This window comes from Pseudomonas sp. 06C 126, assembly GCF_001855215.1.
Taxonomy (GTDB): Bacteria; Pseudomonadota; Gammaproteobacteria; order Pseudomonadales; family Pseudomonadaceae; genus Aquipseudomonas; species Aquipseudomonas proteolytica.
The window spans coordinates 42,068-56,271 of the sequence record NZ_MIFU01000151.1; the positions used below are offsets into that span (position 1 = coordinate 42,068).

Genomic DNA, 14,204 nt, shown 5'->3' on the forward strand with positions numbered 1-14,204 from the left:
GTCACTGTTCCAACGAGATCGTCTGATAGTCCGCCCTTTCGCCTGATGGGCCGGGTTCGACGCGCATTTGCGGCGGCCACCAGACCACCAGCTTGCCAGCGCTCGATTGCGGCCGGGAGCAGGAGTTGCCTTTGCACGTCGGGGTACAGCCGGCCATAAGCAGCACTAGGCCCAGGAGGGTGATGCAGGAGAGTCGCTGTTTCATGGCGCGGTCTTCCGTGTTGGCGTGAGCAGGGAGGGGCGGGTTACACCGATATGTTCATCCTTCACCACCGGGCGCATGGCGATGAACACCTCCGCCTCTTCACCCGGCTTGAGCCAGGCCCGTGGCCAGACGCTGACGGCCAGGGTCTGGGAATTGCTGCATTCGTTCTCGTCGATGCGCACGTTGCGATTGAACTGATTGCGCATCACCACCACCGCCACGTTGAACTGCGGGCCGGCGTACCACTGGCTGCGTTCGGTGTTGAGCGCCAGCAGGTCACGGGTTTTGCACAAGGTGTCCAGGCCCAGCGGCATGGGGGCGGCTTTGAAGGCGTCAGGTACTTGCCCGGTGACGAGGTGGGCGAGGGCGCTGGTGATCGCGCTGCGCTTGATCACCGGCGGGTGCTCGGCATAGCGCCTGGCCAACGGTTTGAGGGCCGCCTGCAGTTCTACCTGGTCGTCCGGTGGCAAGTAGCGTGACGGGTCGGCCTGGTCGCCGATAACACGAGGGGTGAGGATAAACAGGCGTTCACGTCGGTTGTTCTGCCGCTCGGTGGAAGAGAACAGTGCCTTGCCCAGCAACGGTATATCGCCCAGCAACGGCACCTTGCTTCTTTTATCGGTGCTTTCGGTGACATGGAACCCGCCGACCACCAGCGAACGTTTTTCCGCCATCACCGCCTGGGTGCTGACTTTGCCCCGGCGTACATCGGGGCCTATGCGTTCGGGGTTGGACTCGTCGAAGTTGCCGTCTTCGATATCCACCGCCAGATGGACCTGGTGCCTGCCACGGGTGGTAATGACCCGTGGCACCACCTGGAAACTGGTGCCCACGGTGATCGGCAGGATGGTCGCGTTTTCGACGCCGGCCGTCAGGTATTGAGTGCGGTTGAAGTCAATCACCGCAGGTTGGTTTTCCAGGGTCAGCACCGAAGGGTTGGACACCATGGTCGCCAGGCCCTTGGCCTCCAGGGCCCGTACATCGGCGTAGAAACGGTCGCGCTTTTCGATCGACAGTTGCGCCGATGTCCCAGGCGCCATGTTCACACCGCCGAGAAAGCGGCTGTTCTGAAAACCCCAGTTGACCCCGAACTCTTGCAGTTGGGTGCGCTCGATATCCAGGATGATTGCGTCGATCTCCACCAGTTTGCGTGCCACATCGAGTTGGGCGATCAGCTCGCGGTACATTGCCTGGCGCTCTGGCAAGTCATAGATCAAGACGGCGTTGTTGCGCACATCCGCCTCCACCCGAATTCGCCCTCTTGCAGTGGGGGCTCTGGAGGTGAGCGACATGCCGGGCTCCGTCTGCCCCAGGGGCGCCTGTGCGCCGAGCAACTGGTTCAGCATCGGGTTGCCCAGCCGGGGAAGGATCGGGGTGATGGGCGAGGGCTGCGCTGCCGAGGCCGGGCGTGGGCTCATCGACGACAGGACAAAGTTGTCCCGGGGCTCCAACAGCCCGCGTAGCATGCTGGCAACACCCGCGATGACCAGCTTTTCTCCGCGATAATCAATCGGGCGGTCCGCCGCGTTGGCGAATCTCAGCGGGAACGTCAGCACGCTCTGTTTTTCATCGGGGGATTTTCGCTGGCTGCTGAATTGCCTGATCTGTTCGATGTAACGCTTGGGGCCGGATATCAGCACCACGCCATCGTCAGGGAGTTCCCCCCAACCGAAACGGTTGTCGAGCAGGCCAATGTCAGTCAATGCCTGTTTGAGGTCCGCAACGGTTTGCGATGAGACCTCCAGGCGCGCGGACTGCTGCTGGTCCAGGGTGCTGATGTACAGCATGTTGTTGTACATGTACCACTGGAAGCGATGCTCTACTGCCAGCCGATCAAGCAACGACTGCGGGGTGTTGGCGCGTATCTTGCCGTTGACGGTGCCTTCCAGGTGGCCGTCGAATTGAATCTGCGTGCCAAAGGTCTGGGCGAAATCCTCCAGCACCTCACGCACCTGCTTATGGTCAGCCTCATAGGCGTAGGCGGTATTTTTCCATTCGGCGGGGATCGCGGCGAGCGAGCTTTGCATGGGCAAAAGCAACCAGGGCAGTACCAGCAGGTAGCGCCAATGAGGGCCTTTTTGAAGGGCCGCGGGCGAGACGGAGCGCAAGCGGGTGCGCTCGTGATTCTTGTTGGGCATGGGGTGTTCTCTGATTAGTGCGGCAGCGAGCGCAGTGACGTGGGTTGGAACCGTGGGGCCTGTTTTGCAAGGCGCGCGATCATTGCGCGCCAGGTATCGCGCTGGTTGAGCAGGGCTTGGAGACTGTCCAGCAAAGGCTTCTCGCTGGTGCTTTGCTGTAGACACTGAGTCAACCAGAGCGCACCCGTTGCAGGCGCCTGTGCGAGTGCACCTTGAAAGTGACTCAGGCTTGCGTTACCCAGGAGCATCCAGGTGTTGAGCTGTGATTTGTCAGGGCGGCCCTGGGTCAGTTGGACCTGCAACAAGAGGGTGTCAGGGCCGTGGCGCAGGAGTATTTCGTCATGGTCTTCGATCAGCCTTAATTCTTCGGCGCGGCTGTTCAACCAATTGGTAATGAGCGCCTTCACGTTATTGTCCGCTGTCCAGGCCGGACTTCAGTAGCATATGCCTGGCCCTGATATGTTCAGTGAAGGCGTATTCGGATTTACGGTTGGTCATCACCAGTTCATAGAACAAGTCCATGTCCGCCTCGGATCCAGAGTTCTGCTCCATCAAGTCGCTGACATCGTTTCTGCTGCGCTTCGCATCGCTAAGAAGTTGCTCTCTGTAACCCGAGTAGTAGTTCATGGATTTGCTCCTTTTTTGTGTTTCCTCTCAGTGGTTTTGTATGTCGAATTGGTTCCATGTGTAGCTGTTTATTTGGCGCGTGTGCGTGGTGGAAAATCAGGCATCCAACCGCTTGCTGCCTGGCTCTAGAAAGGTGTCGCGCATGGCGGCCCAATCAATGCAAAAGTCGCCCTCTTCGGTTTGTAACAGCAACGTCTGGGGTTTGACGGTATCGTCGGCGCGTAGCGCCCAGAGCGTGGTGTTGTGGTCGGCGAGAGCCTGGCGTGCGGCCTCCAGCTCCTGGGGATGGCACAGCAATGCCGCCTTGACCATCGGCATCTGGCTGGCCATCAATTGTCTGACCAACGCGGCCATGCGTTGTGGCAGGGGCGTATCTTCCAGCAGCAGACGAATCGCCTGGTTGGCGATTGAAGAGGCATATCGTTCAAGGTTGTCGTACATCGCCTGGCGTTCGCCTTCCCAGCGTTTGAACTGCGCGTCGGCACGCCGCCAGATTTCGAGGCCGGCCTGCTCCAGCAGTTTTTCCCGCTGCTTTTCTGCCCGCTTCAGCAATTGCCTGGCCTGGGCCTTGGCATGCTCCAGTGTGTTGTGGGCATGGGCGTAATTGGCCAGGGTTTCCCGGGGGATCAGGGTTTCGGCAAAGGCGGTGGAGCCTTTGGGCAAGTCGATTTTATGTCGGCAAAACATCGTGTTCAGTCTCCATGGTCCTTGGCGCCAGGTGCTTGAGCGTCGCTGTGGATTGTCGCAATACGCCAGACCACGGCGTGCCAAAGGGTATCGAGGCGGCTGTAGGAGTCCCCAAGCGAAAGGGCTTTTTTTTCCAGTTCCAGAACGCGCTGGCGAGGGAATCTCAACCTGATGCGTTGCCAGGTGGCGGGGCTGACCCAGGTGCGTAGCAGCTGCAAGGGGTCTTCATCGGGCTGCAGCATATCTGGGGGCAATGCCTTGGACAGTCTGTTGCACCACTGGTGGAGGTTTTCATTCAACGCGCTTGCGTAGGCCGGGCGACACGCGCTGTCAATCAACGCCAGCACCAGGTCCAGTTGCTCCGGCGAGGCGAGCGCCAGTTGCAGCAATGTGGGCTGAGGCGTGGGCGGCAGGCAGGGCGTGATCCCATAGAGTCTGGCTACCCACAGGTGTCGACTGTGAACAAGCGCAGTCAGTGCCGCGTGCTCATCAACCGTTCTCCAGCCTTCGCGTGAATGCAGCCAGGGGGTTGCCCACCACTGGACCCATGCCAGGTTACTCATCGTGCGAGGATGGGCCGGCCGTTTGGGCATGCGGCAGCGCTCGCTGGCCCCTGATCCGCCAGAATGTCACGGCGATAATGAGCACCACTAAAACGATCATGGTGAAGGTGACGCTGGCCCGCCAAAAGCCAATGTCATCGCCTGGCACCAGGAACGGACCGAAATAGGCCAGGCGTTGCTGCTCCAAATAGGCCGTAGCGGGAACGAATACCACCGTCAGTTTTTGCGGATTTTCGACGGCGTTGGTCATGCCAGGAATACTGCTGGAGACCATCCGGCGCACACGGGCCTGGATGTTGTCGGGGTCAAGCCTGGGATCGTGCTTGATGAACACGGACGCGGAGGCCGGTTGTACCGGTTCGCCCGGTGCAACACGCTCGGGCAACACTACGTGTACGCGGGCGACAATCACGCCGTCGATGTTCGATAACGTGGTTTCCAGTTCCTGGGACAAGGCATAGATATAGCGCGCGCGCTCCTCGAGCGGAGTTGAGATAACCCCTTCCTTGCGAAAGGTGTCGCCCAGGGTGGCGCGGGCGGTCTTGGGCAATCCAACAGCTTCCAGCGTGCGTACGGCCCGCCCGATATCGGAGGCGTTGACCACGACGACCACGCCGTCTTTGGCGGGGACTTTGGTGGCGCGTATATGCTTGTCTGCCAACTCCGCGATGACTTCATTGGCTTCCTGCTCGGAGAGTTGGCGGTGAAGTTCGACGCGGTCACTGCAGGCATTGAGCATGAATGACAACACTAGCGTTAACGTAATAAACCGTAGGCGAGTCATTTTTATCTACTGAAGGTTGCAGATTTTATCGATGCCTTGTGCGGTTTTACCGACACTTTTAACGAGCATTTGCGTCAGCAATAACGTATCGGACAGTTGCTCAGGATACTTTCGCGCTTCATCAAACTTATTCTCGCTGCTCAAGGCTCGCAGACTTTTGGTCATGCGCTGGGTGACAGAAGTCAGCCGCTCGGATGCTTCGGACAGCATGCTCTGTGGTGTCGTGTAATGGGTCCCTGGGCTGGGCTGGGCTGACGAGTCCATGATTGAGGCGAAATAATTGACATCGGTGTGGGAGATCGAGGACTCCTGTGCGCTGGAGGACCCATTGAGATCCTCATGTTCAGCAGAGCGTGCTCTTCCTATAAACATATGGCGCCTATTACGTAAGTATCGCGGGGAGGGTTTGTTATTGATGAGGCCATTCGTTGTTAGATTGGCGAAGTGACCTTCCCGCCACCCAGTGGCAGGAAGGTCAGAGAGGGCCAGGCTGATTACAAACGGAGTGCGTCAGACGCGGTTTTGATGCCTGCGGTATTTTGGTTTACCGCAGTTTTCCATGCGTTTTTCACACCGTCAGCCCTCTTTTTCGCTTCTGCGGCTTCAAGGCCTGCGTCTGCCTGCTCTGCACTCATACCACCAGCGCTGCTACCGTAAGGGTTGGAGCCGGAAGAGCCAACTGAACCAATACTCATATTGTTTACTCCGTATTTAACGTTGATTTCACTGGACTCTAGCGATGCTGAGAGAAGCATTTATCACATGCAGTTTCGCCGTTCCATCATTTATGTGGCGCAGGAAATGTATGCGTTCCAATTGTGTCTGCAGGGTATGTTTCAAAAAATGTAATTTTTAAGTTTGTTGCCAGATCTTTATAGTGCGCAAGTTATGTCAGTGATATTTCCAGTTGCTTCATTCGGTAATAGAGGGTGCGCTTGGGCACGCCTAACTCGATGGCGACGCCATCAACATTATGGGCATGTCGGTTCAGCGACTCTTCAATCAGAACTTTCTCGATTTGCTGTAAACGTTCCTTGAGCGGCATCTCCCAGTCCTGGCGTTCTTTTACCGCAGCACAGAGGGGAGGGAGCCCCAGGACGAAACGCTTGGCTGTCGAGCGCAGTTCGCGCACATTCCCTGACCAGGGATGGCAAAGCAATTGTGAAAGCAGAGCGTTGGGAGGCGAGGGTGCTGGGCACTTGAAGTACTCAGCCTCCTGCCGGATCATTTTCACGAACAGCGGGATGATGCGTTCTGGTTGCTGCCTGAGTGGCGCCAGGTTGATGTTGACCACATTCAGGCGAAAGTACAGGTCGCGCCTGAAGGACCCTTGAGCGACCATCTCATGCAAGGACTGCTGGGCAGAGGCAATGACGCGCATGTCTACGGGGATAAACCGGGTCGAGCCCAAGCGTTCGACGCCACGGGACTCCAATACCCGCAGCAACTTGGCTTGCAGGGGAAGCGGCATGCTGTCTATTTCGTCAAGGTACAACGTGCCCAGGTGCGCGGCTTCGACAGAACCTGCACGCGATTGCATGGCCCCGGTGTAGGCGCCGCTGTTGACTCCAAAGAGCTGGCTTTCGGCAAGGCTCTCCGGTATCGCCGCACAGTTGACCGCGACGAAGTTCCCCCGTCGTCCTGACAGGCAATGAATACGTTGCGCTAAAGTGTCCTTGCCAGTGCCTGTTTCCCCAAGCAGCAGAATGTCGATGTTGAGCGCGGCAGTGTTATTGATGGTTGTTTCTATGTCTGGGCAATCATTGAACGGGGTGTCTGTTTCAACTTCACTTTGATAGGAGGCCGACATGTTGCTATTGCTCCAATTCCATTAGAGTTGTCGCGTCACTATTGTTTGATTTTTCTAGTGATAGGGATCAGTAGACCGGAAAATGCCCATGATGTCATTGCGAAAGGATGTTGGGATTGCTCACTGTTTTGCCGGTGTTGTTAAAGAACTTGAATTGGAAAAATATTCAAGTTTTTGTAGGAGTGGTATTTGCTGTAGCGCGTAGGAGCAATCCTAAATATTTTATGATTGTTATTTAATTGGCGGGCTGTGCGCTTGAAGTGTCAGTTTTCTGCTCTGCCTGTTCATGTTATTAAAATACATAACAGTGTCTTAATATTTCCCCCGCTGGAAAGTCCCTGTTGTAAATGAAGCGCCCACAAAAAAACCGATGCAGGGCATCGGCTTTTTTGTGGGCGGCAGGTGCCGCAGGTCAAGCGTTACACGTTGAAGCGGAAGTGCATTACATCGCCATCTTTGACGATGTATTCCTTGCCTTCCAGGCGCCATTTACCGGCTTCCTTGGCCCCGGCTTCACCCTTGAACTGGATGAAGTCGTTGTAGGCGATCACTTCGGCGCGGATAAAGCCTTTTTCGAAGTCGGTGTGGATCACGCCGGCAGCCTGTGGCGCGGTGGCGCCGACCTTGACGGTCCAGGCGCGGACCTCTTCGACACCAGCGGTGAAGTAGGTTTGCAGGTGCAGCATTTCGTAGCCTGCACGGATCACACGGTTAAGGCCGGGCTCTTCCAGGCCCAGGGCCTCGAGGAACATGTCTTTTTCTTCGCCGTCTTCCAGTTCGGCGATTTCCGCTTCGATCTTGTTGCACACCGGAACAACCATTGCGCCTTCTTCTTCGGCAATGGCCAGGACCACGTCGAGCAGCGGGTTGTTCTCGAAGCCGTCTTCAGCCACGTTGGCGATGTACATCACAGGCTTGGTGGTCAGCAGGTGGAAGCCCTTGATCACGGCCTTTTCGTCGACGCTCATGTTCTTCATCAGGCTGCGTGCAGGCTTGCCCAGGGTGAAGTGAGCAATCAGTTGCTCAAGCAGGGCCTTCTGCACCACGGCGTCCTTGTCACCGCCTTTGGCATTGCGCGTAACCTTTTGCAGTTGCTTCTCGCAGCTGTCGAGGTCGGCGAAGATCAGTTCCAGGTCGATGATCTCGATGTCGCGTTTCGGGTCGACACTGTTGGAGACGTGAATCACGTTCTCGTCTTCAAAGCAGCGGACCACGTGAGCGATGGCATCGGTCTCACGGATGTTGGCCAGGAACTTGTTGCCCAGGCCTTCACCTTTCGACGCACCGGCTACCAGGCCTGCGATGTCGACGAACTCCATGGTGGTCGGCAGGATGCGCTTGGGATTGACGATGGCGGCCAGGGCCTCCAGGCGCGGATCGGGCATCGGCACGATACCGGTGTTGGGTTCGATGGTGCAGAAGGGGAAGTTCTCCGCCGCAATACCGGACTTGGTCAGGGCGTTGAACAGGGTGGACTTGCCGACGTTAGGTAGGCCGACGATGCCGCAATTGAATCCCATGGTGTTTCCCCTCGGAAAAAAGTCAGGCCTTCTGGCTGTGCAGGTTTTTCATCGCGCGGTTCCATTCACCGGCGAAGATATCCGGCAGCACGCCGAGGGCAAAATCGATGCTGGCATCGAGTTTTTCCTGTTCGGCGCGTGGCGCACGACCCAGGACGAAATTTGAAACCATACTGGCAACGCCTGGGTGGCCAATGCCGAGCCGCAGACGGTAAAAGGTATTCTGATTGCCCAACTGCGCAATGATGTCGCGCAGGCCATTATGACCGCCATGGCCGCCGCCTTGCTTGAGCTTGGCAACGCCGGGTGGCAGGTCCAGTTCGTCATGGGCCACCAGGATTTCTTCGGGTTTGATCCGGAAGAACCCCGCAAGCGCCGCGACAGCCTGGCCGCTGCGGTTCATGTAGGTGGTGGGAATCAGCAGACGAACATCCTGACCCTGATGCGAGAAGCGTCCGGTCAGGCCAAAATATTTGCGATCGGCCACAAGATTGACGCCTTGGGCGTGGGCGATGCGCTCAACAAAAAGGGCCCCCGCGTTATGCCGGGTCTGTTCGTATTCGGCGCCTGGATTTCCCAGGCCAACGATCAGTTTGATGGCAGTCACGACAGGGGCCCTTCCTTTGGAGTTGTGGATAACATCGCCGCAACCTCGTTGCGGCGAAAGTGGACGACAGGAGCTCACTTATCCAGAGATAAACTTCGCGTTATCGCCCGCTTTCTCGCTACGTTTCGGTCCGCGATGTTTCCTCAAGCTCCGACGCTGCAGAGAGTATTACTCGGCAGCGGTTTCGCCAGCTTCATCTTCTGCTACAACACGTGGCGCGTGGACGTTGGCAACAGCCTTGTCGTCGTTGTGAGCCAGTGCAACGAACTCAACGCCTTTAGGGGCCTTGAGGTCGGACAGGTGAATGATGGTGCCGATTTCAGCAGCCGACAGGTCGACTTCGATGAACTCAGGCAGATCTTTCGGCAGGCAGCTTACTTCCAACTCGGTAGTGGTGTGGGAAACAACGCCACCTTTCTTGACCGGAGCTTCTTCACCAACAAAGTGCACAGGCACGATAGCGGTCAGTTTCTGACCAGCAACAACGCGTACGAAGTCAGCGTGCAGTACGTGACCTTTGGCCGGGTGGCGTTGCAGAGCCTTGATGATAACGTTCTGCTTTTTGCCGCCAACGTTCAGTTCGATAACGTGGCTGTAGGCAGCATCGTTTTCGAGCAGTTTGGCAACTTCTTTAGCCAGCATGCTGATGGATTCAGGGGCTTTTTCGCCACCGTAAACTACAGCTGGAACCAGGCTTGCGAGACGACGCAGGCGGCGGCTCGCACCTTTCCCCAGGTCGGAACGCAGTTCAGCATTCAAAGTAAAATCGTTCATGTTGTATCTCCAAAATAACCACATTCGCCCCAGCGTTTGCGACCAGCGCTAAAGGCGATATGGGCAAAAAAGCCCCGCCCCAGCATGGTGCTGGGGCGGGGCGCTTTTCGTCAGGTTGATGCCACCAAGGTTTGACCCTTAGCGGAACATCGCACTGATCGATTCTTCATTGCTGATGCGGCGAACCGCCTCAGCAACAACCGGTGCGATATCCAGTTGACGGATACGCGCACAGGCTTGAGCAGCGGCGGACAACGGGATGGTGTTGGTCACCACCAGTTCGTCCAGCACGGAATTCTCGATGTTCTCGATCGCTCGGCCCGACAGCACAGGGTGTGTGCAGTAGGCGAAGACTTTAGCCGCACCGTGCTCTTTCAAGGCTTTAGCCGCGTGGCACAGGGTGCCGGCGGTATCGACCATGTCATCGACCAGAATACAGGTACGCCCTTCGACATCACCGATGATATGCATCACTTCAGAGTGATTGGCTTTCTCACGGCGTTTGTCGATGATCCCGAGGTCCACGCCCAGGGATTTGGCAACAGCCCGTGCACGCACGACGCCACCAATGTCCGGGGACACGATCATCAGGTTTTCAAAGCGCTGGTCTTCGATGTCATCCACAAGAACTGGGGAGCCGTAGATGTTATCTACCGGAATATCGAAGAACCCCTGGATTTGGTCAGCGTGCAGGTCAACCGTGAGAACACGATCGATGCCTACCACGGTCAGCATGTCAGCGACGACTTTCGCGCTGATAGCCACACGTGCGGAACGCGGACGGCGATCCTGACGGGCATAACCAAAGTAAGGGATTACAGCTGTGATTCGAGTCGCTGAGGAGCGGCGGAAGGCATCAGCCATCACGACGAGTTCCATCAGGTTATCGTTGGTCGGAGCGCAAGTCGGCTGAATAATGAAAACATCTTTACCGCGGACATTTTCATTGATCTCGGCTGTAATCTCGCCGTCGGAAAATTTACCGACTGAGATGTCACCGAGAGGGATATGCAGCTGACGTACAACACGCCGAGCCAGATCGGGGTTAGCATTCCCCGTAAAGACCATCATCTTGGACACGCGCAGTACCTAGAGGCTGAGGGTAACCTGGATGAGTATAGAAAATGGCAGGGGCGGCTGGATTCGAACCAACGCATGGCAGGATCAAAACCTGCTGCCTTACCGCTTGGCGACGCCCCTGTATCTGTTGCAACGAGTACCCAGTACTCGGTTCCTTTAGAGCAGACTTTGCAGCTTGCGATGCAACATCGAAACGTTGCTCCCCTTTGCTACAAACCCTGTAAGGGTCTCTGTAAGAAGGGCCGAGACTTTATCAGCTTCAGCTTTGTTTGGGAAGCCCCCAAACACACAACTTCCAGTTCCGGTGAGTTTTGCTTCGGTAAATTTACCTAACAAATTCAATGCGTTACGTACATCTGGATAACGCATTGCTACCACCGGTAAGCAGTCATTTCGACTGTTTCCCTTGGGAACGGGGCGCACTTTAATGGGAGAAGAGTTACGTGTCAACAACGGATCTGAAAAAATTTCTGCTGTACTTACAGATACTTGCGGAACAAGCACGACATACCACGGCTCTTCGGGGTCTACGGGGGTGAGTTTTTCCCCGACACCCTCAGCAAATGCGGCGTGCCCACGCACAAAAACCGGGACGTCGGCGCCCAGTGTCAGGCCCAGCGCGGCCAGGCGATCTTCATCCCAGCCCAGTTGCCACAAGTGATTAAGACCGAGCAGGGTGGTTGCGGCATTCGAGCTGCCACCGCCGATGCCGCCGCCCATTGGCAGGATTTTATCGATCCAGATATCAATACCCAGCGAACAGCCGGATTGTTCCTGGAGCTTTTTTGCCGCCTTCACGATCAGATTGCTGTCATGGGGCACATTGGCAAATTCGGTGTGCAGTTGAATCACCCCATCGTCGCGTACGGCGAAGGTCATCTCATCGCCGTAGTCGAGAAATTGAAACAGCGTCTGCAACTCGTGATAGCCGTCTTCACGACGACCGAGGATGTGCAGCATCAAATTGAGCTTGGCCGGGGAGGGCAGGGTCAGGCGTTCGGTCATGTCACTGCCCCAGCTTGCGCGGTTGCCAGTCCTTGATCACCAGCGTGACGTCAAGGTTGCTGCCGTGCAGCTTGATGCGCTCGGGCAGCCAATAGCCGCTTTGCTCCACATAACTGAGGTACTCAACCTGCCAGCCATCCTGTTCCAGGGTGGCCAGGCGGCTATCGCCATTGAGGCTCAAGCGGCTCTTGCTGTCAGGCGCGGGCAGGCCGCGAACCCACCAGACCAGGTGCGAGACCGGCAGCTTCCAGCCGACCTGCTCTTCAAGCAATGCCTCCGGTGATGGCGCTTCATAGCGGCCCTGGTTGGCCACTTCGAGGCTCACTTGCCCCGGTCGCCCGGTCAGGCGTGCAGCGCCACGGCCCAGGGGGCCAGAGAGGCGGATATCGTAATAATCCTGGCGTTGCAGCCAGAACAAGGTGCCGCTGCCCGAATCCTTCGGTGCACGCACGCCGATCTTGCCTTCGATCTGCCAGCCATCAATGCTGCTGAGCTGATCCTTGTGCTGGCGCCATTGCGCCGGGTTGCCCTGGCCTTCGACGGATTCACGGGCACCGAAGCCCGCACAACCGGCGAGCAGGGCGATAAAACTGAAAACGATGGCGTGGCGCAAAAACATAGAATTAAAGAGTCTCGGATCCGGTCAGGCGCTTGATGGTGCTGCGCAGGATAGGGCTGTCGGGTTGTTCCTTGAGGAACTTGGCCCAGATTTGTCGGGCTTCGCGTTGGTTGCCCTTGGCCCAGAGCACTTCGCCCAGGTGTGCGGCCACTTCCTGGTCGGGGAACCGCTCCAGGGCTTGGCGCAACAGGCGTTCGGCTTCGTCGAGGTTGCCCAGGCGGTAATTCACCCAGCCCAGGCTGTCCAGCACTGCCGGGTCTTCCGGGTTGAGCTGGTGCGCCTGTTCGATCAGGACCTTGGCCTCGGCATAGCGCGTTGTACGGTCTGACAAGGTGTAGCCCAGGGCGTTCAGTGCCATGGCATTGTCCGGGTCGCGCTTGATGATCAAGCGCAGGTCCTTTTCCATCTGCGCCAGGTCATTGCGTTTCTCGGCCTGCATGGCGCGGGTGTACAGCAAGTTCAGGTCGTCGGGGTATTGCAGCAGGGCCTGGGCGAGGATTTTCCAGGCACGCTCCCCCTGATTGTTGGCCGACAAGGTCTCGGCCTGGATCAGATACAACTGGATGGCATAGTCCGGCTCGGCATCGCGGGCAGCGGCCAGGCGTTTTTCGGCTTCGTCGGTGCGGCCGTTGTTCATCAGGATATCGGCCTGGCGCAGTTGCGCCGGCAGGTAGTCGTTGCCGGGGCCGACCTGGGCGTACTCGATCAGCGCGCCTTGCGGGTCATCCCGTTCCTCGGCGATGCGCCCCAGGTTCAGGTGGGCCGAGTCGACGTGGCTTTCCCGGGCGATCAGTTCTTCCAGGTAACCCTTGGCCTCTTCCCAGGCCTTGGCTTCCAGGCAGACCAGCGCCAGGGAGTAACGTAGTTCGTCATCATCCGGGTATTGCTGGACCAGGCTGGCGAACTCCACCTTGGCGTCTTCCATGCGGTCCTGTTCCACCAACATGCGCGCGTAAGTCAGGCGCAGGCGCTTGTCGTCCGGATACTTCTTGATGCTCTTTTGCAGCAGCGGCAAGGCTTCCTTGCCCCGGTTGAGGCTTTGCAGCAGGCGTGCGCGCAACAGCAGCGGGGCTATTTCACCTTCTTCCGGCGGGTTTTGCTCCAGCAGCTTGAGGGCGGCTTGCGGTTCGTCATCCTGTTGCAGCAGTAGCGCCTTGCCAAATACCAGCTGGCCGTTGCTCGGGTGCTTTTGCAGCAGGCGGTCGAAACTCTTCATCAGGCCATCGCGGGTGTCCTGGTCGGTATCGGCCGCGGAGAGGGCGAGGAAGTCAAAGTGGGTATCGCCCTTGCCCTGCAAGACTTTCTCCATATAGACCATGGAGTCGTCGTAGCGCCCGGCCCGCGCCAGCTGGATCGCCGCGGCGCGCAGGGCCTCCAGGTCGTCCGGGGCGTTTTTCGCCCAGATCAACGCGGTATCCAGGGCTGCCTGGTCGGCGCCCAGGTATTCGGCGATGCGAAACGCTCGCTCGGAGATCCCCGGGTCCTGGGTGTTGACGGCCTGGGTCACGTAGTTATCCAGGGCAATGTCGAAACGATTGCGCTGGCCGGCGAGCTCCGCGCTCAGCAGGCTGAACACCGTTTCTTCGCTGAACGAGGAATAAACCTTGGGCTTTTCAGGGGCGGGGGTGCTGTCTTCCACCGGCGCAGGACTCTGCGACGATACGGGGGCCATGGACTGGCAGCCCCCGAGGAAGGCAAGGGCAAGGAGCAACGCGGAAGATCTATTCATATAGGAAGAGGACGACTAACCTGCGGTCGGATCATCATGACACAAGCCCTCGGTCA

17 protein-coding genes and 1 tRNA gene are annotated in these 14,204 nt (G+C 57.7%); all 18 read right to left on the reverse strand.

The features are described from left to right. Position 1 precedes the first annotated feature (1 nt). A complete protein-coding gene (hrpT, locus tag BHC62_RS26420; RefSeq protein ID WP_029295710.1) occupies positions 2-205 on the reverse strand; it encodes an HrpT family type III secretion system protein in 204 nt (67 codons plus the stop codon). After that, a complete protein-coding gene (gene sctC / locus BHC62_RS26425) occupies positions 202-2,343 on the reverse strand; it encodes a type III secretion system outer membrane ring subunit SctC (protein WP_070996757.1) in 2,142 nt (713 codons plus the stop codon). Before sctC ends, hrpT begins: the two co-directional genes overlap by 4 nt. A gap of 14 nt (positions 2,344-2,357) precedes the next feature. Continuing rightward, complete coding sequence (locus BHC62_RS26430) at positions 2,358-2,750, reverse strand: type III secretion protein (RefSeq protein ID WP_070996759.1); 393 nt, start codon at positions 2,748-2,750, stop codon at positions 2,358-2,360. Between the two features lies 1 nt (position 2,751). Then, a complete protein-coding gene (locus BHC62_RS26435; protein ID WP_029295703.1) occupies positions 2,752-2,970 on the reverse strand; it encodes a hypothetical protein in 219 nt (72 codons plus the stop codon). Positions 2,971-3,066: 96 nt separating this feature from the next. Then, a complete protein-coding gene (gene sctL / locus BHC62_RS26440) occupies positions 3,067-3,657 on the reverse strand; it encodes a type III secretion system stator protein SctL (RefSeq protein WP_070996761.1) in 591 nt (196 codons plus the stop codon). 5 nt (positions 3,658-3,662) lie between these two features. Next, positions 3,663-4,220: a type III secretion protein gene (locus tag BHC62_RS26445; RefSeq protein ID WP_070996762.1), complete on the reverse strand. Its 558-nt coding sequence runs from the start codon at positions 4,218-4,220 to the stop codon at positions 3,663-3,665. Next, positions 4,213-4,959: a type III secretion system inner membrane ring lipoprotein SctJ gene (sctJ, locus tag BHC62_RS26450; protein ID WP_236299122.1), complete on the reverse strand. Its 747-nt coding sequence runs from the start codon at positions 4,957-4,959 to the stop codon at positions 4,213-4,215. Before sctJ ends, BHC62_RS26445 begins: the two co-directional genes overlap by 8 nt. A gap of 51 nt (positions 4,960-5,010) precedes the next feature. Next, entirely contained in the window at positions 5,011-5,214 is a 204-nt protein-coding gene (locus BHC62_RS26455) for a type III secretion system rspB (RefSeq protein WP_224791186.1), read from the reverse strand. A 284-nt stretch (positions 5,215-5,498) separates the two neighbouring features. Next, positions 5,499-5,699: a hypothetical protein gene (locus tag BHC62_RS28490; RefSeq protein ID WP_139273549.1), complete on the reverse strand. Its 201-nt coding sequence runs from the start codon at positions 5,697-5,699 to the stop codon at positions 5,499-5,501. A gap of 191 nt (positions 5,700-5,890) precedes the next feature. Then, positions 5,891-6,814, reverse strand: coding sequence for a sigma 54-interacting transcriptional regulator (locus BHC62_RS26460; RefSeq protein WP_070996764.1), 924 nt, complete (start codon positions 6,812-6,814; stop codon positions 5,891-5,893). Between the two features lie 419 nt (positions 6,815-7,233). Then, a complete protein-coding gene (gene ychF / locus BHC62_RS26465) occupies positions 7,234-8,334 on the reverse strand; it encodes a redox-regulated ATPase YchF (protein ID WP_029295691.1) in 1,101 nt (366 codons plus the stop codon). Between the two features lie 22 nt (positions 8,335-8,356). Next, complete coding sequence (gene pth / locus BHC62_RS26470) at positions 8,357-8,941, reverse strand: aminoacyl-tRNA hydrolase (protein WP_003208389.1); 585 nt, start codon at positions 8,939-8,941, stop codon at positions 8,357-8,359. 168 nt (positions 8,942-9,109) lie between these two features. Then, positions 9,110-9,715, reverse strand: coding sequence for a 50S ribosomal protein L25/general stress protein Ctc (locus BHC62_RS26475; protein ID WP_029295688.1), 606 nt, complete (start codon positions 9,713-9,715; stop codon positions 9,110-9,112). A gap of 138 nt (positions 9,716-9,853) precedes the next feature. Continuing rightward, positions 9,854-10,795, reverse strand: coding sequence for a ribose-phosphate pyrophosphokinase (locus BHC62_RS26480; protein ID WP_003171603.1), 942 nt, complete (start codon positions 10,793-10,795; stop codon positions 9,854-9,856). A gap of 45 nt (positions 10,796-10,840) precedes the next feature. Further along, a tRNA-Gln gene (locus BHC62_RS26485) sits at positions 10,841-10,915 on the reverse strand. 36 nt (positions 10,916-10,951) lie between these two features. Then, a complete protein-coding gene (ispE, locus tag BHC62_RS26490) occupies positions 10,952-11,800 on the reverse strand; it encodes a 4-(cytidine 5'-diphospho)-2-C-methyl-D-erythritol kinase (protein WP_070996765.1) in 849 nt (282 codons plus the stop codon). A gap of 1 nt (position 11,801) precedes the next feature. Further along, positions 11,802-12,419, reverse strand: coding sequence for a lipoprotein insertase outer membrane protein LolB (gene lolB / locus BHC62_RS26495; protein ID WP_070996768.1), 618 nt, complete (start codon positions 12,417-12,419; stop codon positions 11,802-11,804). 4 nt (positions 12,420-12,423) lie between these two features. Next, positions 12,424-14,148 (reverse strand): tetratricopeptide repeat protein, encoded by a 1,725-nt coding sequence (locus BHC62_RS26500; RefSeq protein ID WP_070996771.1) that lies wholly within the window; start codon positions 14,146-14,148, stop codon positions 12,424-12,426. Between the last annotated feature and the right edge of the window lie 56 nt (positions 14,149-14,204).